Source organism: Agrobacterium sp. 22-214-1 (assembly GCF_053522465.1).
In genome coordinates this window covers 106,884-128,408 of the sequence record NZ_JBNWCK010000005.1, presented here as the reverse complement: position 1 = coordinate 128,408, position 21,525 = coordinate 106,884, and the positions used below count along the sequence as shown (strand labels likewise).

The 21,525-nt window shown below is 60.2% G+C and carries 24 protein-coding genes; 15 read left to right on the top strand and 9 right to left on the bottom strand.

What is annotated here, in order from left to right; genetic code table 11:
* Positions 1-24 precede the first annotated feature (24 nt).
* From typA to ppa, 3 genes are all read left to right on the top strand, one after another.
* Positions 25-1,845 (top strand): translational GTPase TypA, encoded by a 1,821-nt coding sequence (gene typA / locus ACQZ5G_RS18390; protein ID WP_003523483.1) that lies wholly within the window; start codon positions 25-27, stop codon positions 1,843-1,845.
* A 215-nt stretch (positions 1,846-2,060) separates the two neighbouring features.
* On the top strand, positions 2,061-2,567 hold the full coding sequence (locus tag ACQZ5G_RS18385; RefSeq protein ID WP_003523484.1) for a GNAT family N-acetyltransferase: 507 nt from the start codon (positions 2,061-2,063) through the stop codon (positions 2,565-2,567).
* Between the two features lie 168 nt (positions 2,568-2,735).
* Entirely contained in the window at positions 2,736-3,269 is a 534-nt protein-coding gene (ppa, locus tag ACQZ5G_RS18380) for an inorganic diphosphatase (RefSeq protein WP_003523485.1), read from the top strand.
* 105 nt (positions 3,270-3,374) lie between these two features.
* Here the strand turns inward: ppa and ACQZ5G_RS18375 are convergent, their stop codons facing one another.
* Complete coding sequence (locus ACQZ5G_RS18375) at positions 3,375-3,686, bottom strand: DUF167 domain-containing protein (RefSeq protein ID WP_448737963.1); 312 nt, start codon at positions 3,684-3,686, stop codon at positions 3,375-3,377.
* A complete protein-coding gene (locus tag ACQZ5G_RS18370; protein ID WP_003523487.1) occupies positions 3,683-3,973 on the bottom strand; it encodes a YggT family protein in 291 nt (96 codons plus the stop codon). The genes ACQZ5G_RS18375 and ACQZ5G_RS18370 overlap by 4 nt, the downstream gene beginning before the upstream one ends.
* 246 nt (positions 3,974-4,219) lie before the next feature.
* On the opposite strand from ACQZ5G_RS18370, the gene ACQZ5G_RS18365 reads away from it, so the two are divergent.
* Positions 4,220-5,452 (top strand): MFS transporter, encoded by a 1,233-nt coding sequence (locus tag ACQZ5G_RS18365; protein WP_448737962.1) that lies wholly within the window; start codon positions 4,220-4,222, stop codon positions 5,450-5,452.
* Between the two features lie 115 nt (positions 5,453-5,567).
* Here ACQZ5G_RS18365 and ACQZ5G_RS18360 read toward each other — a convergent pair whose 3' ends face one another.
* From ACQZ5G_RS18360 to hemC, 6 genes are all read right to left on the bottom strand, one after another.
* Complete coding sequence (locus ACQZ5G_RS18360) at positions 5,568-6,299, bottom strand: glutamine amidotransferase (RefSeq protein WP_003523491.1); 732 nt, start codon at positions 6,297-6,299, stop codon at positions 5,568-5,570.
* A complete protein-coding gene (locus ACQZ5G_RS18355) occupies positions 6,289-6,777 on the bottom strand; it encodes a tellurite resistance TerB family protein (RefSeq protein WP_448737961.1) in 489 nt (162 codons plus the stop codon). The genes ACQZ5G_RS18360 and ACQZ5G_RS18355 overlap by 11 nt, the downstream gene beginning before the upstream one ends.
* A 14-nt stretch (positions 6,778-6,791) precedes the next feature.
* Complete coding sequence (locus tag ACQZ5G_RS18350; RefSeq protein ID WP_448737960.1) at positions 6,792-8,408, bottom strand: heme biosynthesis HemY N-terminal domain-containing protein; 1,617 nt, start codon at positions 8,406-8,408, stop codon at positions 6,792-6,794.
* A 4-nt stretch (positions 8,409-8,412) separates the two neighbouring features.
* On the bottom strand, positions 8,413-9,864 hold the full coding sequence (locus ACQZ5G_RS18345) for a mitofilin family membrane protein (RefSeq protein ID WP_448737959.1): 1,452 nt from the start codon (positions 9,862-9,864) through the stop codon (positions 8,413-8,415).
* 73 nt (positions 9,865-9,937) lie between these two features.
* Positions 9,938-10,678, bottom strand: coding sequence for a uroporphyrinogen-III synthase (locus tag ACQZ5G_RS18340; RefSeq protein ID WP_448737958.1), 741 nt, complete (start codon positions 10,676-10,678; stop codon positions 9,938-9,940).
* Positions 10,679-10,682: 4 nt separating this feature from the next.
* Complete coding sequence (gene hemC / locus ACQZ5G_RS18335; RefSeq protein WP_448737957.1) at positions 10,683-11,612, bottom strand: hydroxymethylbilane synthase; 930 nt, start codon at positions 11,610-11,612, stop codon at positions 10,683-10,685.
* A 73-nt stretch (positions 11,613-11,685) separates the two neighbouring features.
* Between hemC and tsaD the strand changes: the two genes are divergently transcribed.
* From tsaD to ACQZ5G_RS18310, 5 genes are all read left to right on the top strand, one after another.
* Positions 11,686-12,783 (top strand): tRNA (adenosine(37)-N6)-threonylcarbamoyltransferase complex transferase subunit TsaD, encoded by a 1,098-nt coding sequence (gene tsaD / locus ACQZ5G_RS18330; protein WP_448737956.1) that lies wholly within the window; start codon positions 11,686-11,688, stop codon positions 12,781-12,783.
* On the top strand, positions 12,783-13,766 hold the full coding sequence (locus tag ACQZ5G_RS18325; RefSeq protein WP_448737955.1) for an NAD(P)H-dependent glycerol-3-phosphate dehydrogenase: 984 nt from the start codon (positions 12,783-12,785) through the stop codon (positions 13,764-13,766). Before tsaD ends, ACQZ5G_RS18325 begins: the two co-directional genes overlap by 1 nt.
* A 62-nt stretch (positions 13,767-13,828) precedes the next feature.
* Positions 13,829-14,122 (top strand): YciI-like protein, encoded by a 294-nt coding sequence (locus ACQZ5G_RS18320; protein WP_003523501.1) that lies wholly within the window; start codon positions 13,829-13,831, stop codon positions 14,120-14,122.
* A gap of 6 nt (positions 14,123-14,128) precedes the next feature.
* On the top strand, positions 14,129-14,572 hold the full coding sequence (locus tag ACQZ5G_RS18315) for an EVE domain-containing protein (RefSeq protein WP_003523502.1): 444 nt from the start codon (positions 14,129-14,131) through the stop codon (positions 14,570-14,572).
* A 7-nt stretch (positions 14,573-14,579) separates the two neighbouring features.
* Entirely contained in the window at positions 14,580-15,224 is a 645-nt protein-coding gene (locus ACQZ5G_RS18310) for a class I SAM-dependent methyltransferase (RefSeq protein WP_448737954.1), read from the top strand.
* A gap of 53 nt (positions 15,225-15,277) precedes the next feature.
* Here ACQZ5G_RS18310 and ACQZ5G_RS18305 read toward each other — a convergent pair whose 3' ends face one another.
* On the bottom strand, positions 15,278-15,658 hold the full coding sequence (locus ACQZ5G_RS18305) for a hypothetical protein (RefSeq protein ID WP_448738075.1): 381 nt from the start codon (positions 15,656-15,658) through the stop codon (positions 15,278-15,280).
* A gap of 306 nt (positions 15,659-15,964) precedes the next feature.
* Here ACQZ5G_RS18305 and sdhC point away from each other — a divergent pair, with 306 nt between their 5' ends.
* The 6 genes from sdhC to zapE all read left to right on the top strand — a co-directional run bounded on the left by sdhC (position 15,965) and on the right by zapE (position 21,397).
* Positions 15,965-16,357 carry a succinate dehydrogenase, cytochrome b556 subunit gene (gene sdhC, locus ACQZ5G_RS18300; protein ID WP_003523506.1) on the top strand — a complete coding sequence of 131 codons (393 nt, stop codon included), beginning with the start codon at positions 15,965-15,967 and terminating at the stop codon, positions 16,355-16,357.
* A gap of 11 nt (positions 16,358-16,368) precedes the next feature.
* Positions 16,369-16,749, top strand: coding sequence for a succinate dehydrogenase, hydrophobic membrane anchor protein (gene sdhD / locus ACQZ5G_RS18295; RefSeq protein ID WP_448737953.1), 381 nt, complete (start codon positions 16,369-16,371; stop codon positions 16,747-16,749).
* Positions 16,750-16,756: 7 nt separating this feature from the next.
* Entirely contained in the window at positions 16,757-18,598 is a 1,842-nt protein-coding gene (gene sdhA, locus ACQZ5G_RS18290; RefSeq protein WP_448737952.1) for a succinate dehydrogenase flavoprotein subunit, read from the top strand.
* 15 nt (positions 18,599-18,613) lie between these two features.
* Positions 18,614-19,393, top strand: coding sequence for a succinate dehydrogenase iron-sulfur subunit (locus tag ACQZ5G_RS18285; protein WP_003523509.1), 780 nt, complete (start codon positions 18,614-18,616; stop codon positions 19,391-19,393).
* A 205-nt stretch (positions 19,394-19,598) separates the two neighbouring features.
* Positions 19,599-20,141: a protease inhibitor Inh/omp19 family protein gene (locus ACQZ5G_RS18280; protein ID WP_196378293.1), complete on the top strand. Its 543-nt coding sequence runs from the start codon at positions 19,599-19,601 to the stop codon at positions 20,139-20,141.
* Between the two features lie 92 nt (positions 20,142-20,233).
* Complete coding sequence (gene zapE, locus ACQZ5G_RS18275) at positions 20,234-21,397, top strand: cell division protein ZapE (protein WP_127756555.1); 1,164 nt, start codon at positions 20,234-20,236, stop codon at positions 21,395-21,397.
* Positions 21,398-21,525: the final 128 nt, after the last annotated feature.

Genomic DNA, 21,525 nt, shown 5'->3' with positions numbered 1-21,525 from the left:
GCCCAACCTCAGAGATTTTGAACAATGGCACTTCGCAACATCGCGATCATCGCGCACGTTGACCATGGAAAAACGACGCTCGTGGACGAGCTTCTGAAGCAGTCCGGCTCGTTCCGCGACAACCAGCGTGTCGCCGAGCGCGTGATGGATAGCAACGATCTCGAAAAGGAACGTGGCATCACCATTCTCGCCAAGGCGACCTCGGTGGAGTGGAAGGGTGTCCGCATCAACATCGTCGACACCCCCGGCCACGCCGACTTCGGCGGCGAAGTCGAGCGTATCCTGTCGATGGTGGACGGTGCTATCGTTCTGGTCGATAGCTCGGAAGGCCCGATGCCGCAGACCAAGTTCGTGGTCAGCAAGGCGCTGAAGGTCGGTCTTCGCCCGATCGTCGCGATCAACAAGATCGACCGTCCGGATGGCCGCCACGAAGAAGTCATCAACGAAGTCTTCGACCTCTTCGCCAACCTCGACGCCACCGACGAGCAGCTCGACTTCCCGATCCTCTACGGTTCCGGCCGTGACGGCTGGATGAACGTCAACCCGGAAGGCCCGAAGGATCAGGGCCTTGCGCCGCTGCTCGATCTGGTTCTCGAACATGTTCCGGAGCCCAAGGTTGAAGAAGGTCCGTTCCGCCTGATCGGCACCATTCTTGAAGCCAACAACTTCCTCGGCCGCATCATCACCGGCCGCATCGCTTCCGGCTCCATCAAGCCGAACCAGGCGGTGAAGGTTCTCGGCCAGGACGGCAAGGTTATTGAAAACGGCCGTATCTCCAAGATCCTCGCATTCCGCGGCATTGAGCGCACGTCTATCGAAGAAGCCCATGCCGGCGACATCGTCGCGATTGCAGGCCTCTCCAAGGGTACTGTTGCCGACACCTTCTGTGACCCCTCCGTCACCGAGGCGATGACCGCGCAGCCGATCGACCCGCCGACCGTTACCATGTCGTTCATCGTCAACGACAGCCCGCTGGCTGGCACCGAAGGCGACAAGGTCACGAGCCGCGTTATCCGTGACCGTCTGTTCAAGGAAGCCGAAGGTAACGTTGCGCTGAAGATCGAAGAAGCCGAAGGCAAGGATTCGTTCTTCGTTTCCGGCCGTGGCGAATTGCAGCTGGCGGTTCTGATCGAAACCATGCGTCGCGAAGGCTTCGAGCTTGCCGTTTCGCGTCCGCGCGTCGTGATGCACAAGGATGAGAACGGCACCCTGCTGGAGCCGATCGAAGAAGTCGTGATCGACGTTGATGAAGAACATTCCGGCGTCGTCGTCCAGAAGATGTCCGAGCGCAAGGCTGAAATGGCCGAGCTTCGTCCTTCCGGCGGCAATCGCGTTCGTCTGAAGTTCTATGCGCCGACCCGTGGCCTGATCGGCTACCAGTCGGAGCTTTTGACCGACACCCGCGGCACGGCGATCATGAACCGCCTGTTCCACGACTATCAGCCCTTCAAGGGCCAGATTGCCGGCCGCGTGAACGGCGTTCTCTTGTCGAACGGTTCGGGTGAAGCTGTCGCTTATGCCATGTTCAACCTGGAAGATCGCGGCCCGATGATCATCGAGCCGGGTGAGAAGGTTTATGCCGGCATGATCATCGGTATTCACTCTCGCGATAACGATCTCGAAGTGAACGTGCTGAAGGGCAAGCAGCTGACCAACATCCGCGCTGCCGGCAAGGATGAAGCCGTGAAGCTGACGCCGCCGATCCGCATGACGCTCGATCGCGCGCTCTCCTGGATTCAGGACGATGAGCTGATGGAAGTGACGCCGAAGTCCATCCGTCTGCGCAAGATGTTCCTGGACGCCAACGATCGCAAGCGTTTTGAAAAGGCCAAGCTCGCTGTCTGATTGCGGCTTGTCGTTACGAATTTGAAAGAACCCGGCCTCGAGCCGGGTTTTTTTATGCGTTCGTTTTTATGTGTGCATGAGTCGAAAGGCGCTTTGCCAAAGGTTAAGGATGCGTTAATTTTTATCGGTCGTCCACATGAATAGGCTGTGGGTAAGCTTGCCGGCGTTAACCTTTATGACTGGTAAGTTTCCGTGGCCGGGGCCAGAATCGCGTTATGAAAACGTTATCCATCGATGTTCGCCGTGCTGAACCGCATGATGCGCGCGCCATCTCAGAGGCGCACCGTCTGTCGTGGCAACAGGCCTATGCCGGGCTTATCCCGCATCGGCCGTTGACGCAGATGCTCGAGCGTCGTGGAGAAGTCTGGTGGAAAAAGGCAACCAAAGGCTCCGCAACGATGCTGGTGGTGGAGGTGGCCGGTGTGGTCGCCGGATATGCGACGCTGGGCCTCAGCCGGGCACGCGGGCTGCCGCAGGACGGCGAGATTTACGAACTGTATCTCCGGCCGGAATATCAGGGCATCGGGCTTGGCTCGCTGCTGTTTACGGAAGCGCGCAGACTGCTGACCTCGCTTGGCTGCAACGGCATCGTTGTCTGGTGCCTTGAAGACAGCGATGTGGCCAATCGCTTTTTCCGCTCTCACGGTGGCCGCGATATCGCCGAAGGCATGGAAGATTTCGACGGCAAGTCGCTTCGCAAGGTCGGTTTCGTCTGGAACTGACAAACAATGCCGGGTGATTTGGCCTTGGGTTCATTCTCGCGGCCGACCATGCGCAATTGCGATAGCCTCAAATCTCGCATTCTGCCTTATCCGCCCAAAGCCATGTTGCAATGCGGCGACTTTCCCAGTATCGAAAACCAAATCCAACCCGTCGAATGAGGGAAGCGAATGCGTATCGATGCAATTTCCGTAGGCAAGAATCCGCCGGATGACGTGAATGTCATCGTTGAAGTGCCGGTCGGTGGACACCCGATCAAGTACGAGATGGACAAGGATGCCGGTGCGCTGATCGTCGATCGCTTCCTCTACACGCCTATGACCTATCCGGGTAACTATGGTTTCGTACCGCACACCCTGTCCGACGATGGCGATCCGATCGACGTTCTCATCTGCAACACCCGTCCGCTGGTTCCGGGCTGCGTCATCAATGTCCGCCCCATCGGCGTAATGATCATGGAAGATGACGGCGGCAAGGACGAGAAGATCCTCGCCGTGCCGGTTCCGAAGCTGACGCGCCGTTACGACAAGGTCCACAACTACACCGACCTGCCGGAAATCACGCTGAAGCAGATCGAGCACTTCTTCGAGCACTACAAGGATTTGGAGCCCGGCAAGTGGGTGAAGATGGGCGGCTGGCAGGATGTCGACGTCGCCAAGAAGCTGATCGTCGAAGCCATCGAGCGCTACAAGGCGCAGGGCTGATCTAAAGCATGTCTCCCAAAAGTGTGCAGCGGTTTTGGGACCAAGACATGCTTAAAAATAAAGATCTAAAGCGCGTCGCATGAATCAGATTAAACGCGATGCGCTTTAGTTTTCGAGCTTTTTGAATAGCTCTTCGAAATCCTCCGGGTCGGTGTCGATCCGGAGGATTTTTTTACGCGCCGTTTCGCCTGAAACGAAGCTGATGGAGGATTTCGGCAGGCCGAGTTTTTTCGCCAGCAAAACAATCAGGGCCCTGTTGGCCTTGCCGCCTTCCGGCACGGCGCTGACGCGGGCCTTCAGATGCGCGTTTCCCTCTGCATCCTTTTCCACGCCGTCGATGGCGTCCCGTCCGCCATTCGGCGTGAGGCGGACGGTCAGGCGGACATGGTCGCTATGCTTCTGCCAGCAGCCGCTCAAGCGACCATCGGGTAAAGCGTGTTCCACATGAAGGAGCGGATGAAGAAGATGATCAAGAGCACGATGATCGGCGAAATGTCGATGCCGCCGAGATTGGGCAGAATGCGGCGGATGGGGCGCAGAACCGGTTCCGTGACATTGAACAGAAAGCTGCCGATGGCGTTCACGAACTGGTTGCGGGAATTGATGACGTTGAAGGCGTAAAGCCAGGAAAAAATAGCGCTGGCGATCAGCACCCACGTATAGAGGTTCAAGGCCAGATCGATGGTCTGAAACAGGGCAAGCATCAATATCTCCGTATCTTGGTTGCAAGACATTTAGACATTGAACCGTGAACCGGCAAGTGTCGCGCCGGATCGTAATGATCTTTGGTCTGATCGACCGGCGATCATCGCAATCTGGTTCATGGCTTTGTAGAGGGATTTCAGACGAAAACCGCTCACACTTTTCGTCATCCCGCTGGTGAGGGCTGGCGATTCCTGTGATATCGCTCTATTGCAAAGCTCTCATATTGTCTCGCGAGCACCCAGCCGATGTCCCTCCCTTCCGCCGAAAACCGTTTCGGTGCATTCCGGCATAGTTCCTATCGCCGCTTTTTCAGCGCCCGGTTTTTTTCGGCCTTCGCCATCCAGATCGTCAGCGTCTCGGTCGGCTGGCAGATGTATGAGGTGACCGGCAACGCTTTTTATCTCGGCCTGATCGGTCTTTTCCAGTTTCTGCCGTCGCTGCTTCTGATCCTCGTCACCGGAACGGTCGCCGACCGGCACAATCGTCGGCGCATCATGGCCATATGCCTGCTGATTGCGGCGCTGTGCGCTGCCGCTCTTCTGGGTCTTACGCTGACGCACAGCTTTTCTCCCTGGCCGGTCTTCGCCATTCTTGTCGTCTTCGGCATAGAGCGCGCCTTCATGGGACCGGCGGTTCAGTCGCTGGCGCCCAATCTCGTGCCGGTAGAGGATTTGCCGAACGCCATCGCCTGGAATTCCTCTTCGTGGCAGATGGCGTCCATTCTCGGTCCCGTCGCCGGCGGCCTGCTTTATGGCCTCGGTGCTTCCGTCGCCTATAGTGTGGCATTCGTGCTCTTCATCGTATCGGCCACGCTTGCGGTGACGATCCGCAAGCCGGAACAACGCGGCCCGGCAAAAGCCGTCAGTCTCGAAACCATGCTCGCCGGGTTCAAATTCATCGCGCAGGAAAAAATCGTTCTCGGTGCGATCTCGCTCGATCTTTTCGCGGTGCTGCTGGGTGGCGCGGTGGCGCTGATGCCGATTTTTGCCAAGGAAGTGCTGACGCTTGGGCCATGGGGCCTCGGGCTTTTGCGCGCAGCACCCGGCATCGGGGCCATCACCGTTGCGGTCATTCTGGCCTTCAAGCCCATTCGTCACCACGCCGGCCTGCTGATGTTTACCGGCGTCGGCCTCTTCGGCATCTCCACCGTGGTCTTCGGGCTTTCGCAAACCGCGTGGCTGTCCATCGCCGCGTTGGTCGTCATGGGCGCATCCGACATGGTGTCGGTTTATGTGCGCGAGACCCTGATCGCGCTGTGGACGCCGGATGAGGTGCGTGGGCGTGTGAATGCCGTGAACATGGTGTTCGTCGGCGCATCGAACGAGCTGGGCGAATTCCGCGCCGGCACCATGGCGCATGTCGTCGGGGCCGTGCCGGCCGTTGTCATCGGCGGGGCCGGCACGCTTGCAGTGGCGGTTATCTGGGCGCTCGGTTTCTCCAAGCTGCGCAGAATCGACAATCTGGATGCGCCGCGCTGATGGCGATGGGTCTTAGATCGTTTTGGCTTTTCTTCGAATCGCAAAAACGATCTAACCTTTTGTTTTTAAGCATTTTCCGGACGTAAAACCGCTGCGCACTTTTACTGGAAATGCTCTAGCGCTGCGCCTTGCCCTCAAAAACTAGATCGAGGAAATTGCCGAGCCATGCCCTGAGCGGCGTGTCGAACAGCATGCGGCCTTCCAGATGCTGGCTGCCCACCTGCGCATTGGGCATGCCGAAGCGCTGCGCGCCGCGCACCACCCAGCTATGCATCATGGCGCGGGTCAGCTCGGCGTGAAACTGCAGGCCCCAGGCATTTTTTCCATAGCGATAGGCCTGATTGGGATAGGTTTCGCCGGAGGCCAGAAGTTCGGCTCCGCGCGGCAGCTCGAACCCTTCCTTGTGGAAATGATAGACCATCTTCGGCCAATGGGGCATCAGAAGCCGCCCATGTTCGGTGGCATGAAGCGGATACCAGCCGATCTCCACCTTGCCCTCCCTGTCGGCCTCCACCTTGCCGCCGAGATGTTTGGACAGCATCTGCGCGCCGAGACAGATGCCGAGAAAGGGTTTGTTTTCCTTCAACGGCACCTTCAGCCAGTCGATTTCGGCTTTGACGTAGTCATGAGAATCGTTGGCGCTCATCGGGCCGCCGAAAATGATGGCGCCCGCGTGTTTCTCCAGCGTTTGCGGCAGGTCGTCGCCGAGTGCAGGGCGTCTTATATCCAGACGATACCCTTTTTCCACCAGCATCTGGCCGACGCGGCCGGGCGTGGAACGTTCCTGATGCAGGACGATGAGCAGCGATGGTTGTTTTCTCTGTTGCCTGGAAGGGTCAAACAGCATCGTCTTCGTTTTCGCTTTCTTCAGCGGGCCCGGACCTCGTGGCGGCCTGCTGACGTTGCAGAACCCTGTCGCGCACGGATACACCAAGCAGGTCGGCGACTCGCCAGATCACATGGTCTTCCATTTCGCTTCGTTCGCCGTCAGCGTAAACAATATCCCATAATATGCCAATAAGCTCCACGCGCTGATCTTCATCGAGATGGCGGCGTATATCGGTGGTGAAGCGGTAATAATCGACGGCTTCCTTGCCGGCCTCCTGGCCGGCGGCGAGAAGCGCGTCCAGCTTGCCGGCATCGAGATGGTAATAATCCTGCAGGATTTCGCGCAGGCGTTCACGCTCGCTTTTCGAGACGGTGCCATCCGCTTCCATGACCTGGAAACAGAGGGCGGCCACCGCCACCCTCAGATCGTCCGGACTGAAATCATCCCCATGCGGGCCGACGAGGTTCTGAATAAACGACTGTATTTGCTGGAACATCGATATCCTGTTCGTCAGAAGAGTTTGAGCCGGGTCTTGGGTTCGGCTTCCGCACCGGGTTTCTTGACGCCCGGATCATCCGGCGCGCCGCCGAAAAACGGCACGGCTTCCGCCTTTTCATCCGTAACATCGGTTTCCACTGGCGCTTCGATTGTGACCGGCTTTTTCTCCTGCGGGACCGATACGGCCGGCTTGACCTCGATCGGTGCGGCCGGGGCGGGTTTCGGTTCGGTGCGTGTCTCCGGCGCGGCTTCGACAATGATCGTCTTCGCGGCCGGTTCGGCCCGTGCGGGCGCTGCGGCAATCGCGTTTTCGATTGTCAGGTCTTCGACTGGAGCTTCGAGCTGGCCGAAAGGCGCTTTCCATTCGAAAGCATCGAGACGGCCGGTGACCGGCGAGACCGGCAGCCATTTTTCCGAAACGACGCCGTCTGCCACCCAGGCGGGGTCGCGCGGCGCGCGCAGCGCCTGCGCCATCCAGTAGCGCACACGGCCCTGGTCGCCGGTTTCGGCCTCCTCGATATCGGCCATCAGCAAGAAGATGCTCTCGCGCGGCTCGATCCGGGCGGCGGCCTCGGCCTTGGCCCGCGCCTTGGCGAATTCCTTGGCATCGAGCGCTGCCTGCGCCACCGCGAACAGGGATTCGATGTTGTTGGGCTTCAGGCTTTCCAGCCGCTCAGCCCGTTTCAGCCGGTCGATGGCGGTATCGCCGCTGCGTGCGCGGACATAAAGTTCGGCGATCTGCGGGTGCGGATCGTTTTTCCAGACGGGCTCCAGAACCGTGGCTGCCTTGCGCAGATTGTCTTCCCGGAGATAGGATTTCGCCGCGATCAGCGCTGCCGGAACCAGGCTCTTGGCAAGCTTGAGAGCGTGCTTGGCATCCTCGCGCGCGCCGACCGGATCGCTTTCCAGCTTTTCGCCGGCCTTGGCGGTAAGAAGCACGGCTTTCAGACGTTCCGCCTCACCGCGTTCGATGACGCCGGCTGCCTTCTGCTGGTCGAGCAGGCGGATGGCATCGTCCCACTGTCCGTTGCGGCAGCGGTTTTCCAGCGTCGCCTGCGCGGCCCAGGGCAGATAGGGAGCCTTTTCCGCTGCATCCTCGGCATATTGCTGGGCTGCTTCATAGGCGCCCTGACGGCGGGCCTCGATATAAAGACCGCGAAGGCCAAGTTCGCGTGTCTCGGGATCGCGGGCCATGGCTTCGAATTTGCGCCGCGCCTCGTCATATCTGCCCTCAATCAGGTCAGCCTGCGCATCGAGCAGATGGATCAGCGGCTCCTGATCGGCGCTGAGCAGCCCTTGAGTGCGGGCTGTCATCTTGCGGGCGAGGATGGCATTGCCGGCCCCGGCGGCGATGAGCCCGGTGGAGAGCGCCTGATAACCCCGGTCGCGTTTGCGGGCGCGGAAATAACGACGGGCGGCATTGGGTGAGGTCCAGATGGCATTGACGATCCACCAGACCAGCATGACGGCGGCGACCAGCGCCGCGATGATGGAGGCGGCGACCATCAGGCTCATTTCGATCAGCTGGCCCCGCCAGACGATGGAAAGGACGCCAGGCCTGTCGGCCAGCCAGGAGAAACCGAAGCCGAGAGCCAGAACGATAACGGCGAAAGTCAGAATTCTGGTCATGCCCTTACCCCTGCCTGCCGGTGCTGGTGATGGCGCGGTTCAAGGTGCCGCCGACCAGATTTTCGACCTCGATGCGCGCATCCAGCGATTTTTTGTAATCGGCGGATGCCGTCTTGGCGGCATCGGGAAGCCCGTTCCACTCAAGCGCTGCGCCCTGCAGATCGCCGTTGCGCAGCTTGTTTTCCATGCGCGCGATCTTGGCCTCAGAGGTCTCGCCCTCGATATTTCCGACCGGGCGTACCTTCACCAGCGAAAAGGCGCTTTCTGTCAGGCGTTCCATGATGCCCTGATTGGGGTCAGGCTGGTTGATGGCGGAAAGCATTGCATTGGCGACGTCTGGGAATTTCTGCATCAGCTCTGAGCGCGACGGCACACCGGTTGCGGCGAAGGATTGCAGCGATGCAATGGCCGGATCGTCGGGCGTTACCTTGGACAGCGTGTCGAGTTCCGTCAGGAACGGCCCACCGCGATCGATCGCGGCCTTCAGGGCGGCGGAAGCGATGGCGCGGGCGACTTCGATATCGTCGCGCGGCTCGTTGATCTTGGCTTCCGCATCCGCAAGACGGCGTGTCAGTTCCGCCGTCGCCGATGCCTGCGCGGATCGCTCCGACTGGAGGGTGGATTCCAGCGCGGCGATTTTTTCCGACAGCCCATCCACCTGCGGGGCCTCACCCTTTGCGCCTTCGAGGGTTGCGATGCGCTGTTCGAGCGCCGAGGTGTCGGCGGCTGGCGCACTGGCAAGCTGTTGCCGCAAGCTGCCGAGATCGGTTTTCAGTGCGGCGATTTCCTCGCTTCCCGTCCTGCCTGCATTGAAGGAGGGCAGGATGCCGGCATATTGCATGCTGCCGGCGGCGGCGAGCGCCACAAGGCCGCCGACGATACCTGCCGCGATCAGGCCGGAGGTCGCCGCCTGTTTGCGCTCCGCCTGCTGTGATGTGGAGGGCTTTGCCGGTCCTGAGGCGGAGGTCGCTGTCGTTGGTCTTGCAGCGGTGGCGCCGCTGGATGCGCTGGAGGACGCTGTGGAGCCGAAGGCCGGCTTCGCAGCAGCTGCTGCAGCCGCAGCCGCGCTCGTGTCAGTGGTGCCCGTCGACGGTTTTGTATCGGCTTTGGGCGGAACAGGGGCCGGCGAGACGGGCTCTTTCTGCGTGTCTGTGGGGCTCTCAGCCTTCGGTGCCGTGGCTACGGATTCGGCTTTGCCGACATTGGGTTCGGGCTCGATAGGGGTTTTCTTGGGCTGGTCCCAGATGGGCGCGGGGTTGCCCGTTGCGGCTGCTTCGGGCTTTGTCTTCGAAACTCCGGGCTCTGCGGTGGCCTCAGGTGTTTTGTCACCGGCCTTTTCGTCCGTCTTGGCAGCGTCCACGTCGGCGGAAATTGCTTTCACGTCTTTGGCGTCCAGGTCGATGGTGACCGGTTCGGCTTTGGACTTGGAGTGGCGTGGCGGCTTTCCCGATACCATGACAACCTCATTTCTGCCTGCAGTAATCTAAACCTAGTCAGTGACGGCGGCAAAGGAAAGAGGCGAGCTCGAATTAGGTTCCAGAGTTATGGCGTAGAAGTTCGAACATCGCGGCCTCGCTCGGTTCTTTGGCCGCAATGGCGTTTGCGCGGAAGATTTCCGGAACGAGAGAAAAGACGTTGCGGCTTATGCAGATGAATTGTGTCATTGCCAGCGCCGCCACATATTTTTCCGTCGATACATGATGAAAAAAGGCCCGCGCCGCTTCCGATGAATAGAGCAGGACCACATCGGCAGCGCTTTCGACAAGCGCCGTCTCTAGCATCGTCTCCGAAATATCGGAGGGCAGCATCTCGTAACACTCGACCGTTCTGAAGGGAATGCCGGCGGCGGCAAGGCCTTCCTCGAAGACGGCGCCACGGGGCCTGCCGGCGAGATAGAGCAGCGGTTTTTCTTCGGAAAATAGAGTCCGGTGCTCAGTCACCAGCGCGGTCAGACTCACGGCGTCGCCGGAGGCGGTGAAAATTTGTTCGAAGCCGGTTTTTTCCGCCGCTTCCGCCGTTGCTCCTCCGACGGCAAAAAGCGGTTTTGACAGATAGGGAGCCAGCCCGTCCCGTGATGTTTCCAGCGCTCGCAGCGCCTCGGCGCTGGTCACCGCGATGGCCGCCAGCGGGGCGGATAGCGCCGAGACGGCGCGTTCCCCATGATGGGCGGGATAAAACAGCGGAAGAAGCACCGGCGCATGGCCAAGCCCTTCAAGCTTTGCGGTCGTCCTTTTGCCCGAACGCTGCGGCCGGGTGACGACGATCCGCATCGGCTCAGCTCCAGCCTTCGAAGAAATTGCTGCCGGCCTTGGCGCGCACGTCTTCGCCGGCCTGCCGGCCGAGCTTTGCCGCATCGCGGCGGTTGCCGGACGCTTCGATGCCGTGGCTCGTCTGGCCATCGGGGGTGAGGATCAGGCCGGAAAAATGTAGTTCCTCCCCGTCGCAGGTGGCGTAGCCGGCAATCGGCGTGCGACAGGAACCATCGAGTGCTGCCAGAAACGCGCGCTCGCATGTGACGGCATCATGAGTGGGCCTGTCGTTTATGGGTGCGAGCAGTTCGTCCATGCGCGTATCGCCGATGCGGCTTTCCACGCCGATTGCGCCCTGGGCCGGAGCAGGAGGGAATTCCTTCGGGTCGAGAATTTCCGTCGGCACATTGTCCTTACCAAGTCTCTTCAGGCCGGCAAAGGCGAGAAGCGTCGCATCCGCCTGACCTTCCTCCAGCTTGCGCAGGCGGGTATCGACCTGACCGCGAAAAATGATGACGCTCAGATCCGGCCGCAGGCGGCGGATCAGCGCCTGGCGGCGCAGGGATGCGGAGCCGACCACGGCGCCCTGCGGCAGTTCCAGCAGCTTCGGTGCGGTGCGACCGATGAAGGCGTCGCGTATATCTTCGCGCGGTAGGAAAGCGGACAGATAGAGCCCTTCGGGCAGAAGGGTCGGCATATCCTTGGAGGAATGCACGGCCATATCGAGTTCGCCGGACAGAAGCTGGCTTTCCAGCTCCTCCGTAAACAGGCCCTTGCCGCCGATCTCCGACAAAGCGCGGTCGGTTATCCGGTCGCCTTTGGTGGACAGCACGACGATTTCGAACATTTCTTCCGGCAGGCCATGCGCCGCCATCAGCCGGTTGCGCGTCTCGTGAGCCTGCGCGAGCGCCAGCGGGCTGCCGCGCGTGCCGATTCGGAAAGGTTTTGTTTGCATCCGCGTCTATCCATTGTTACCGGAGTTGTCTTAGACCAACTCAGCGCATGATCGCAATGAACGAACAGATTTGATGACCCCCTTTCTTCGTATCCTCGGCATAGAGACAAGCTGTGACGAAACCGCCGCATCCATTGTGGTTCGGCATGCGGACGGCCATGGCGAGATCGTCTCCGACGTCGTTTTGTCGCAGCTTGAGGAACACAGCGCCTATGGCGGCGTGGTGCCGGAAATTGCCGCGCGCGCCCATGTCGAGGCGCTGGATACGCTGGTGGAAGAAGCACTGGAGCAGGCGGGCGTGACCCTTGCCGATGTCGACGCCATCGCCGCCACCTCCGGCCCCGGCCTCATCGGCGGCCTGCTGGTGGGTTTGATGACGGGCAAGGCCATCGCCAAGGCGGCCGGCAAGCCGCTTTACGCCATCAACCATCTGGAAGGCCACGCGCTGACGGCGCGCCTTACCGACGGCCTGTCTTTTCCCTATCTGATGCTGCTCGTCTCAGGCGGCCATACCCAGCTCGTGCTGGTGCGTGGCGTGGGCGATTATGAGCGTTGGGGCACCACCATCGATGACGCGCTGGGGGAGGCCTTCGACAAGACCGCGAAACTTCTGGGCCTGCCCTATCCCGGTGGACCAGCGGTCGAGAAGGCGGCGGCGAAGGGTGATCCGAACCGCTTTCCGCTTCCGCGTCCCATGGTCGGCGAAGCACGGCTCGACTTTTCCTTCTCCGGACTGAAGACGGCGGTGCGGCAGGCGGCTACCGCCATCGCGCCGCTTTCCGAGCAGGATATCGCCGATATCTGCGCCTCGTTCCAGAAAGCGGTGTCGCGCACGCTCAAGGATCGGATCGGCCGTGGCCTTGCCCGTTTCAGGCAGGAATTTCCGCATACAGAAATCGAGCCTGCTCTGGTCGTCGCCGGCGGCGTCGCCGCCAACCAGGAAATCCGCCAGACGCTGCAATCGCTTTGCGATACCCATGGCTTCCGCTTCGTCGCGCCGCCGCACCGGCTCTGCACCGATAATGCCGCGATGATCGCCTGGGCGGGGCTGGAGCGCATGGCGGACGGCCGGGACCCAGATCCGCTCGAAATCCCGCCGCGCTCGCGCTGGCCGCTGGATGGCAGTGCGGAGACATTGATAGGTTTCGGTAAAAGGGGAGCCAAGGCCTGATGCAGCGGGAGAAAATCGTCGTCATCGGCGCCGGCGCCTTCGGAACCGCGCTTGCTGTGGTCATCGCGCTGGAAAACCGGCATGACGTGACCCTGCTCGGCCGCGACCCATCGCTGATGGCCGACCTCAGGAACGACCGCGTGCACGAGGCGGCCCTGCCGGGCGTCGATCTGCCGGATGCGCTTGAATTTTCCGCCGAGCCCGATGTGCTGGCCGGCGCCGGCATCGTCCTCTTCGCCATGCCCTCGCAAGCTCATGCCGATGCGGCCCGTCACTACGGCCCTTATCTGGCTAATGACTCTATCATTGTCACCTGCGCCAAGGGTATCGACCGCAGCTCCGGCCGGCTGCTGACGGAACTTCTGGAAGCGGAACTGCCGCATCATCCGATTGCGGTTCTGTCCGGTCCGGGCTTTGCGGCCGACATAGCGCGTGGTTTGCCGACGGCCATGGCGATTGCGGCGGAAGATGCGGCGATAGCCGAGCGGCTTGCGACCACGATTTCCGGCAAGACCTTCCGGCTTTATGCCTCGACCGACCGCATCGGCGTGCAGCTGGGCGGCGCGCTGAAGAATGTTCTTGCCATTGCCGCCGGCATCGTCGAAGGCGCGGGTCTTGGCGATTCCGCGCGGGCGGCGCTGATTTCGCGCGGTCTTGCCGAAATGTCGCGTCTCATCGTTGCGATGGGCGGCAAGGCGGACACGGTGCGCGGCCTCTCGGGCCTTGGCGATCTGGTGCTGACCGCCACCAGCCACCAGTCGCGAAACCTGCGTTTCGGTATCGCGCTTGGCCGGGGTGAGGGCAAGGATATGTCCGGCGGGCTGGTGGAGGGCGCTTTCGCGGCAGCCGTCGCCGCCCGGCTCGGGGAAAGTCACGCTGTCGACATGCCGGTTACCGAAGCGGTGGCCGCTATCATCGACGGCAATCTGGATGTGGCGAGCGCCATGCAACAATTGATGACACGGCCCATCACCACCGAATGAGGGCGGGTCTTCGCTCCAAACCGCTGACGCGTTTGGAAGACAGTTTTAACGAGGAGACGAAAATGCTGTTTGCCTTTATCTGCAAGGACAAGCCCGGCCATCTGAATGTGCGTATGGAAACACGCCCGGCGCATCTGGAGCACCTGAACAAGCTGAATGCCGAGGGCACGCTGAAGATCGCCGGCCCGTTTCTGGATGCCGAAGGCAAGCCGAATGGCAGCCTCGTGATCGTTGACGCCGCCGATATCGATGCCGCGAAGGCTCTCGCCGATGCCGATCCCTACGCCAAGGCCGGCCTGTTCGAAAGCGTTGACGTGAAGCCCTATAATTGGGTCTTCAACAATCCGGGAGCATGACCGGATATGGCGAATTACTGGCTTTACAAGTCCGAGCCGTTCAAATGGTCCTGGGAAATGCAGAAGGCCAAGGGCGAGGCGGGCGAAGAATGGACCGGCGTGCGCAACTATCAGGCGCGCAACAACATGCGGGCCATGAAGATCGGCGACAAGGGTTTCTTTTACCACTCCAATGAGGGGCTGGATGTCGTCGGCATCGTCGAAGTCTGCGCATTGTCGCATCCGGACTCGACCGCCGAAGGCGATCTGAAATGGGATTGCGTGGATATCCGCGCCGTGTGCGACATGCCGCAGCCCGTTTCGCTGAAGGATGTGAAAGCCAATCCGAAGCTGGCGAAGATGTCGCTTGTCACTTCCATGCGGCTTTCCGTGCAGCCGGTGACGGAAGAGGAATATCTCGAGGTCTGCCGCATGGGCGGTCTCGCCAATCCACCGAAGTCACCGGATTGATGCCTCGGTGAGGACCGATCCCGAACGCTTCATTCTCGACAATACCGCCATCATGCATCCGCCGCATGTGCCGGAGTTGCGTCTTCATCTCGCCACCGAAGCCCATGAGCTGTGGTTGAAGACGGAAGAGGAGCTGGAAGCGATCGGCCTGCCGCCGCCCTTCTGGGCCTTCGCCTGGGCCGGTGGGCAGGGGCTTGCCCGCTACGTTCTTGATCATCCCGACAGCGTTTCCGGCATGCGCGTGCTGGATTTCGCCAGCGGCTCCGGTCTGGTCGCCATCGCTGCGGCAAAGGCGGGCGCGGGCGCTGTTCTGGCGGCCGATATCGATCCGTGGACAGAGACGGCCATTCGGCTGAATGCGGCTCTCAATGGCGTGGACATTGCTTTCACCGGGCTTGATCTGGTTGGGAAAGCGGTCGAAGCGGATGTTCTGCTGGCCGGCGACGTGTTTTACGACCGCGCCTTTGCTGAACTTCTCGTACCGTGGTTTCTGGAACTGACGGAAAAAGGCGTGACCATCCTCGTCGGCGATCCCGGACGCGCTTATTTGCCCAAAGAGCGGCTCCGCGCGGAGGCGACCTATCAGGTGCCGGTGACGCGGGCGCTGGAAGACAGCGAAGTGAAGAAAACCACGGTGTGGCGTTTCATCTGATCAGCGCATCACGCATTTGCAGTAAAACGCTTCATGCTTTTACCGGAAATACTCTATGGCCGGATAATGCAGACACCATGCTCGTAGGCGCAGGCGTCGCCAGCGGTTTCAGCACGGACATCGATGATTTTCGCCTTTGGCGCAAGTTGCGCGCCCGTCGCAACCGCTGCGCCTTTCCGTGAAAGCCCGCCGCCAATTGCGAAATAATTGCCGTTGCCGCGATCGCGTAGCGCCGATATCGCACCGACGTAAGTGCCGCCGGAGAGGGTGGATGGCAGCCCGTCCGTGGAGAAGCTTACCTGCGATTGACGATGTTGATAGTTGTGCTGATAATCACGGCGGCCATAAGAATTCTCTGCCGCCGCTGAAGGCACCACAGTGAAAATGACGCCTGCGACCATCATGGTCAAAGCGGCGATTCGGCGCTGTAACATGAGCCTCATTCTCCGGATTTTCTTGGTTAACCAAAGGTAAATTACACGATTCATGAATTACGTAAAGGTAAATATTTTAGGGGCGTAAATCTTGGAAACGCTCGATTTTTTATTTTGACGCAAAAAAATTCCAAAAAAAATTCGTGAACCAATCGATTAAATTGGAATCGGCCATGAAATGTGCTTGTCGTGATGCTCCCATGTGATTAAACGTCGCGGTTGGTGCAATGCACATTCTTTCGTCATGTGCTGTTGCTTGGGGGCGTCCTGTCTGATGGGCGCACGGGAAAACGCCGCGAGGTTCTGATGGCGAATGCGACTAATAACCGGCCTCTGTCGCCGCATCTTCAAGTTTACAAGCTGATTCCGACGATGGTTGCATCCATCGTGCACCGCATCACGGGCGGCGCGCTTTATTTCGGAACGCTTCTGGTTGCCTGGTGGCTGATCGCTATCGCCTCGGGTCCTGCCTATTACGACTGGGTCAACTGGGCGATGGGTACGATCATCGGCAGGCTCATCCTGATCGGATACACCTGGGCTCTGGTTCATCACATGCTTGGCGGCCTTCGCCATTTCATGTGGGATTTGGGCTACGGCTTCGAAAAGCACTTTACCACCAAGCTGGCAAAGGCCTCGTGGGTGGTGTCGATCTGTCTGACCGCGCTGATCTGGGTCATTGCCCTGATCGTGCGCTGAGGAGATTTTTCATGGATATGCGTACACCTCTCGGAAAGGTTCGCGGCCTCGGCTCCGCCAAGGAAGGCACCGACCATTTCTGGCGTCAGCGCGTGACTGCGGTCGCCAACGTTCCGTTGCTCATCTTCTTTGTCGTCTTCCTCATCAGATATGCCGGCGCGCCCTATCCTGAGGTCGTTGCGGCGCTGTCGAACCCGCTCGTTGCGGTCATCATGGCTCTGGTTTTGGTTTCCGGCCTCATCCACATGAAGCTCGGCATGCAGGTCATCATCGAAGACTACATTCACGCCGAGGTTTCGAAGCTCGTTCTTCTGATGCTCAATATGTTTTTCGCGGTTCTCATTGGCGGCCTTTCGATCTTCGCCATTCTGAAAATCGCATTCGCAGGATAATCCCGCCATGGCATCGATCAGTTCACCTTCCCAGAATGGCAAGGCTTACACCTATGTCGATCACTCCTATGATGTGATCGTGGTGGGCGCCGGCGGCGCGGGTCTGCGCGCAACGCTCGGCATGGCGGAACAGGGTTTCCGCACGGCCTGCATCACCAAGGTTTTCCCGACGCGCTCCCACACGGTTGCGGCGCAGGGCGGCATCGCCGCATCGCTCACCAACATGACGCCCGACTGTTGGCAGTGGCATCTTTACGACACCGTAAAGGGCTCCGACTGGTTGGGCGATGTTGACGCCATGCAATATCTCGCCATGGAAGCGCCGAAGGCGGTCTACGAGCTGGAACATTACGGCGTGCCTTTCTCGCGCAACGAAGAAGGCAAGATCTATCAGCGCCCGTTTGGCGGTCACATGCAGAATTACGGCGAAGGCCCGCCTGTGCAGCGTACTTGCGCCGCCGCCGACCGTACCGGCCACGCCATTCTGCACACGCTTTATGGCCAGTCGCTGCGCAACAATGCGGAATTCTTCATCGAATATTTCGCGCTGGATCTCATCATGTCTCCGGACGGCCGCTGCACCGGCGTCGTCGCCTGGAACCTCGATGACGGCACGATCCATCGCTTTGCCGCCAAGATGGTGGTTCTGGCGACCGGCGGTTACGGCCGCGCCTATTTCTCGGCGACCTCGGCCCATACCTGCACCGGCGACGGCGGCGGCATGATTGCCCGCGCCGGCCTGCCGCTCCAGGACATGGAATTCGTGCAGTTCCACCCGACCGGCATTTATGGCGCAGGCTGCCTGATCACCGAAGGCGCGCGCGGCGAAGGCGGTTATCTCGTCAACTCCGAAGGCGAGCGCTTCATGGAGCGTTATGCGCCTTCGGCAAAAGACCTTGCGTCGCGTGACGTTGTCTCGCGCTGCATGACGATGGAAATCCGTGAAGGCCGCGGCGTCGGCAAGAACAAGGACCACATCTTCCTGCATCTCGATCACCTCGATCCGGCAATCCTGCATGAGCGCCTTCCCGGCATTTCCGAAAGCGCGAAGATTTTTGCCGGTGTCGACGTGACTCGCGAGCCGATCCCGGTCCTGCCGACGGTTCACTACAATATGGGCGGCATTCCGACCAATTATTGGGGTGAAGTGCTGAATGCCGATGCCAACAACCCGGAACGTATCGCGCCCGGCCTGATGGCTGTCGGCGAAGCCGGTTGCGCCTCGGTTCACGGTGCGAACCGCCTTGGTTCCAACTCGCTGATCGACCTTGTGGTCTTCGGCCGTGCCGCCGCCATTCGCGCTGCCCAGGTCATCAACCGTGACGAGGCAGTTCCCGCACTCGACATTGCGGCCTGCGACAAGATCATGGAACGCTTCGACAGCCTGCGTTACGCCAATGGCTCGACGCCGACGGCGGTGCTGCGCGACAAGATGCAGCGCGCCATGCAGGACGATGCGGCCGTGTTCCGCACGCAGGAATCGCTGGAGAGCGGTTGCCAGCGTCTTTCCGCCATCTGGAAGGAACTGCCCGACGTCAAGGTGACCGACCGCTCGATGGTCTGGAACTCCGATCTGGTCGAGACGCTCGAGCTGCACAACCTCATGGCCAATGCGATCACCACGGTCTATGGCGCGGAAGCGCGCAAGGAAAGCCGCGGTTCGCACGCCCGCGAGGATTTCGTCGACGGTCCGTTCGCCGGTCGCGACGACGTGAACTGGCGCAAGCACACGCTTGCCTGGGTCAGCCCGGAAGGCGACGTCAAGCTCGACTACCGCCCGGTTCACACCGACCTCATCGCTGACGGGATCGATCCGAAAAAGATCGAACCGAAGGCGCGCGTCTACTGATTTGAGGAACTGGATATGGTTGAACTCGCTCTCCCCAAGAATTCCCAGATCAGCGAAGGCAAGGTCTGGCCGAAGCCGGACGGCGCCAAGAATGTGCGCGAATACCGCATCTATCGCTGGAACCCGGATGACGGTCAGAACCCGCGCATCGACACCTATTATATCGATGTCGACGATTGCGGGCCGATGGTTCTCGATGCGCTTCTCTACATCAAGAACAATATCGACCCGACGCTGACGCTGCGCCGCTCCTGCCGCGAAGGCATCTGCGGCTCCTGCGCCATGAACATCGACGGCACCAATACGCTTGCCTGCACCAAGGGCATGGAAGAGATCAACGGCACGGTGAAGGTTTATCCGCTGCCGCACATGCCTGTCGTGAAGGACCTCGTTCCCGATCTGTCGAACTTCTACGCCCAGCATCGCTCCATCGAGCCCTGGCTGAAGACGGTTTCGCCGACGCCCGCCAAGGAGTGGAAGCAGAGCCATGAGGACCGCCTGAAGCTGGACGGTCTTTATGAGTGCATTCTCTGCGCCTGCTGCTCCACTTCCTGTCCCAGCTACTGGTGGAATGGCGACCGTTATCTCGGTCCGGCCGTTCTGCTGCAGGCCTATCGCTGGCTGATCGACAGCCGCGATGAGGCAACCGGCGAGCGTCTCGACAATCTCGAGGACCCGTTCCGCCTTTACCGCTGCCATACCATCATGAACTGCGCGCAGGCTTGCCCGAAGGGTCTGAACCCGGCCAAGGCGATCGCGGAAATCAAGAAGATGATGGTCGAGCGTCGCGTTTAAAGGCGATTCGCTGACGACAGAAAATCTAGCGGGCCGCGGTCTCGACCGTGGCCCTTTTTACAACCCGGCGTGGGAAAATTCGATAAAAATCGACCGAAATGGTAATTATCCCGGCCATCGCTTGCGCAAGATAAGGCTTTGGTAATAATTCAGCCTTCTTGTTTGATCATGATCTTTCCGGAAGCGAGAGAATCGGGAGCTTGATATGCAATTCAGATATGTGGTGACGGGCCTTGCGGTTGTGATGACTCTCGCCGGTTGCCAACGTACCTCCTACGATTACAACAACAATGCCAGCAACAATCCCGGTTATACGCCGCCTTTGCAGGCGCAGCCGGTGCCCTCCGTCCAGTCCGGCGCCCTGCCGCCGCCCGGTGGCGCCACGGGCGGCCAGTTCCCGTCGGCACCTGCCTCGGCCGCCCCTGGCGGAACCAATGTCGCTTCTGCCGCTCCGCCGGCAGCCGCACTTGACGTCACCAAGGAATCCATGGTCGGCAACTGGCGCGTTTCCAATGGCGGCGCCAATTGCGACATGTTCCTGACGCTCACCAACCTCGGCAGCGGCTCGCGTGGCGGCACGCGCGGTTGCGCGGGCGAGCTGACGGCGATGGGGTCCTGGGAAGTGTCGGGCAAGATGGTTCTCTTCAAGAATCGTTCGGGTGACACGATCGGCCGCGTCTACAAGAGCGCCGATGCGCGCTTTGATGGCACCACCAATAGCGGCCAGCCGCTCAGCCTCAGCCGATGAGTCTTTCCGGTGCAGCCGGAACGCTCTTTTCGCTCTAAGCCTGTTCATTCGTCGCGGGTGCCTTCGTGCGCCCGCGTCCGAGGCGTTTATCCATGAAGCCCTTGCCCGATTACAATCATAGTGTCGTTGAACAGCTCAACGCATTGACGGCAGCTGGCACCTTGCAGGCCGATGCCGCCCAGCTTGGCGTGGCGGCGCATCTGGACCGTATCCTTGCCGATCTGAAGGCGCGCAAGCCCGCCAAGAAGAAGAGCGCGCTCGGCTGGATGTTTGCGCGCAAGTCCGGGCCTGCCGCCTTCGTCAAGGGGCTGTATGTCTATGGCAGCGTCGGCCGCGGCAAGACGATGCTGATGGACATGTTCTATGAGATGGCGCCCGTTTCCTCCAAACGGCGCTGCCATTTTCATGAATTCATGGCGGATGTGCACAATCGCGTGCATGCGCATCGGCAGAAGCTGAAGAATGGCGAAACCAAACAGGCCGATCCCATTCCGCCTGTCGCGGCCCAGCTTCTGGCGGAAGCGGAGCTCCTTTGCTTCGATGAGTTCACCGTCACGGATATTGCCGATGCGATGATCCTTGCGCGGCTGTTCAGCGAGCTGTTCGCCAATGGCTGCACATTGGTGACGACATCCAATGTCGTCCCCGACAATCTCTACAAGGACGGGCTCAATCGCGGCCTGTTCCTGCCTTTCGTCGATCTCTTGAAAAAGCATGTGGAGGTGGTGACGCTGGACAGCCCCACCGATTACCGGATGGAGAAGCTGGAAAGCCTGCCCGTCTATGTCACGCCGCTCGACGGTTCGGCGGATCAGGCGATGGACATGGCCTGGCGGCACATGATTGCCGGTCACCTCGTTGCGCCGACCGAGATACCGATGAAGGGCCGTTCCATTCTGGTGCCCCGCGCCAGCGGCCGGGTCGCCCGTTTTTCCTTTTCCGATCTTTGCGAAAAGCCGCTTGGGGCTTCCGACTTCCTTGCCATCGCCAATCGTTTCGACACGGTCTTCATCGACCATATCCCGTTCTTGAACGCGGACAAGCGCAACGAGACCAAGCGTTTCATCATCCTCATCGATGCGCTTTACGACCACAGCGTCCGGCTTTTTGCCTCCGCTGCCGCCATGCCGGAAGACCTGCTCGGCAAGCGCAAGGGGACCGAAGGTTTCGAGTTCGATCGCACCGCCTCGCGCCTGTTTGAAATGCGCAGCGCGGATTATCTGGCGCTGCACCACGAAAAACGCCAGAAAGTTTGACACTTTCGTGACGTATTTTCTTACGTTTACGTAAGAAAATAATGATCTAAACGATTGAAAATATTCACCAGAAAAGAATCTGTTGCCAATTTTAGCCAATGGGGCTAATCGGAGTGCGACAATTTGGC

Bases quoted from the DNA above. Each gene is read 5' to 3' on its own strand.
- typA (WP_003523483.1), top strand. From the start codon at position 25: ATGGCACTTCGCAACATCGCGATCATCGCGCACGTTGACCATGGAAAA.
- ACQZ5G_RS18385 (WP_003523484.1), top strand. From the start codon at position 2,061: ATGAAAACGTTATCCATCGATGTTCGCCGTGCTGAACCGCATGATGCG.
- ppa (WP_003523485.1), top strand. From the start codon at position 2,736: ATGCGTATCGATGCAATTTCCGTAGGCAAGAATCCGCCGGATGACGTG.
- ACQZ5G_RS18370 (WP_003523487.1), bottom strand. From the start codon at position 3,973: ATGCTTGCCCTGTTTCAGACCATCGATCTGGCCTTGAACCTCTATACG.
- ACQZ5G_RS18365 (WP_448737962.1), top strand. From the start codon at position 4,220: ATGTCCCTCCCTTCCGCCGAAAACCGTTTCGGTGCATTCCGGCATAGT.
- ACQZ5G_RS18360 (WP_003523491.1), bottom strand. From the start codon at position 6,299: ATGCTGTTTGACCCTTCCAGGCAACAGAGAAAACAACCATCGCTGCTC.
- ACQZ5G_RS18355 (WP_448737961.1), bottom strand. From the start codon at position 6,777: ATGTTCCAGCAAATACAGTCGTTTATTCAGAACCTCGTCGGCCCGCAT.
- ACQZ5G_RS18350 (WP_448737960.1), bottom strand. From the start codon at position 8,408: ATGACCAGAATTCTGACTTTCGCCGTTATCGTTCTGGCTCTCGGCTTC.
- ACQZ5G_RS18345 (WP_448737959.1), bottom strand. From the start codon at position 9,864: ATGGTATCGGGAAAGCCGCCACGCCACTCCAAGTCCAAAGCCGAACCG.
- ACQZ5G_RS18340 (WP_448737958.1), bottom strand. From the start codon at position 10,678: ATGCGGATCGTCGTCACCCGGCCGCAGCGTTCGGGCAAAAGGACGACC.
- hemC (WP_448737957.1), bottom strand. From the start codon at position 11,612: ATGCAAACAAAACCTTTCCGAATCGGCACGCGCGGCAGCCCGCTGGCG.
- tsaD (WP_448737956.1), top strand. From the start codon at position 11,686: ATGACCCCCTTTCTTCGTATCCTCGGCATAGAGACAAGCTGTGACGAA.
- ACQZ5G_RS18325 (WP_448737955.1), top strand. From the start codon at position 12,783: ATGCAGCGGGAGAAAATCGTCGTCATCGGCGCCGGCGCCTTCGGAACC.
- ACQZ5G_RS18320 (WP_003523501.1), top strand. From the start codon at position 13,829: ATGCTGTTTGCCTTTATCTGCAAGGACAAGCCCGGCCATCTGAATGTG.
- ACQZ5G_RS18315 (WP_003523502.1), top strand. From the start codon at position 14,129: ATGGCGAATTACTGGCTTTACAAGTCCGAGCCGTTCAAATGGTCCTGG.
- ACQZ5G_RS18305 (WP_448738075.1), bottom strand. From the start codon at position 15,658: ATGTTACAGCGCCGAATCGCCGCTTTGACCATGATGGTCGCAGGCGTC.
- sdhC (WP_003523506.1), top strand. From the start codon at position 15,965: ATGGCGAATGCGACTAATAACCGGCCTCTGTCGCCGCATCTTCAAGTT.
- sdhD (WP_448737953.1), top strand. From the start codon at position 16,369: ATGGATATGCGTACACCTCTCGGAAAGGTTCGCGGCCTCGGCTCCGCC.
- sdhA (WP_448737952.1), top strand. From the start codon at position 16,757: ATGGCATCGATCAGTTCACCTTCCCAGAATGGCAAGGCTTACACCTAT.
- ACQZ5G_RS18285 (WP_003523509.1), top strand. From the start codon at position 18,614: ATGGTTGAACTCGCTCTCCCCAAGAATTCCCAGATCAGCGAAGGCAAG.
- ACQZ5G_RS18280 (WP_196378293.1), top strand. From the start codon at position 19,599: ATGCAATTCAGATATGTGGTGACGGGCCTTGCGGTTGTGATGACTCTC.
- zapE (WP_127756555.1), top strand. From the start codon at position 20,234: ATGAAGCCCTTGCCCGATTACAATCATAGTGTCGTTGAACAGCTCAAC.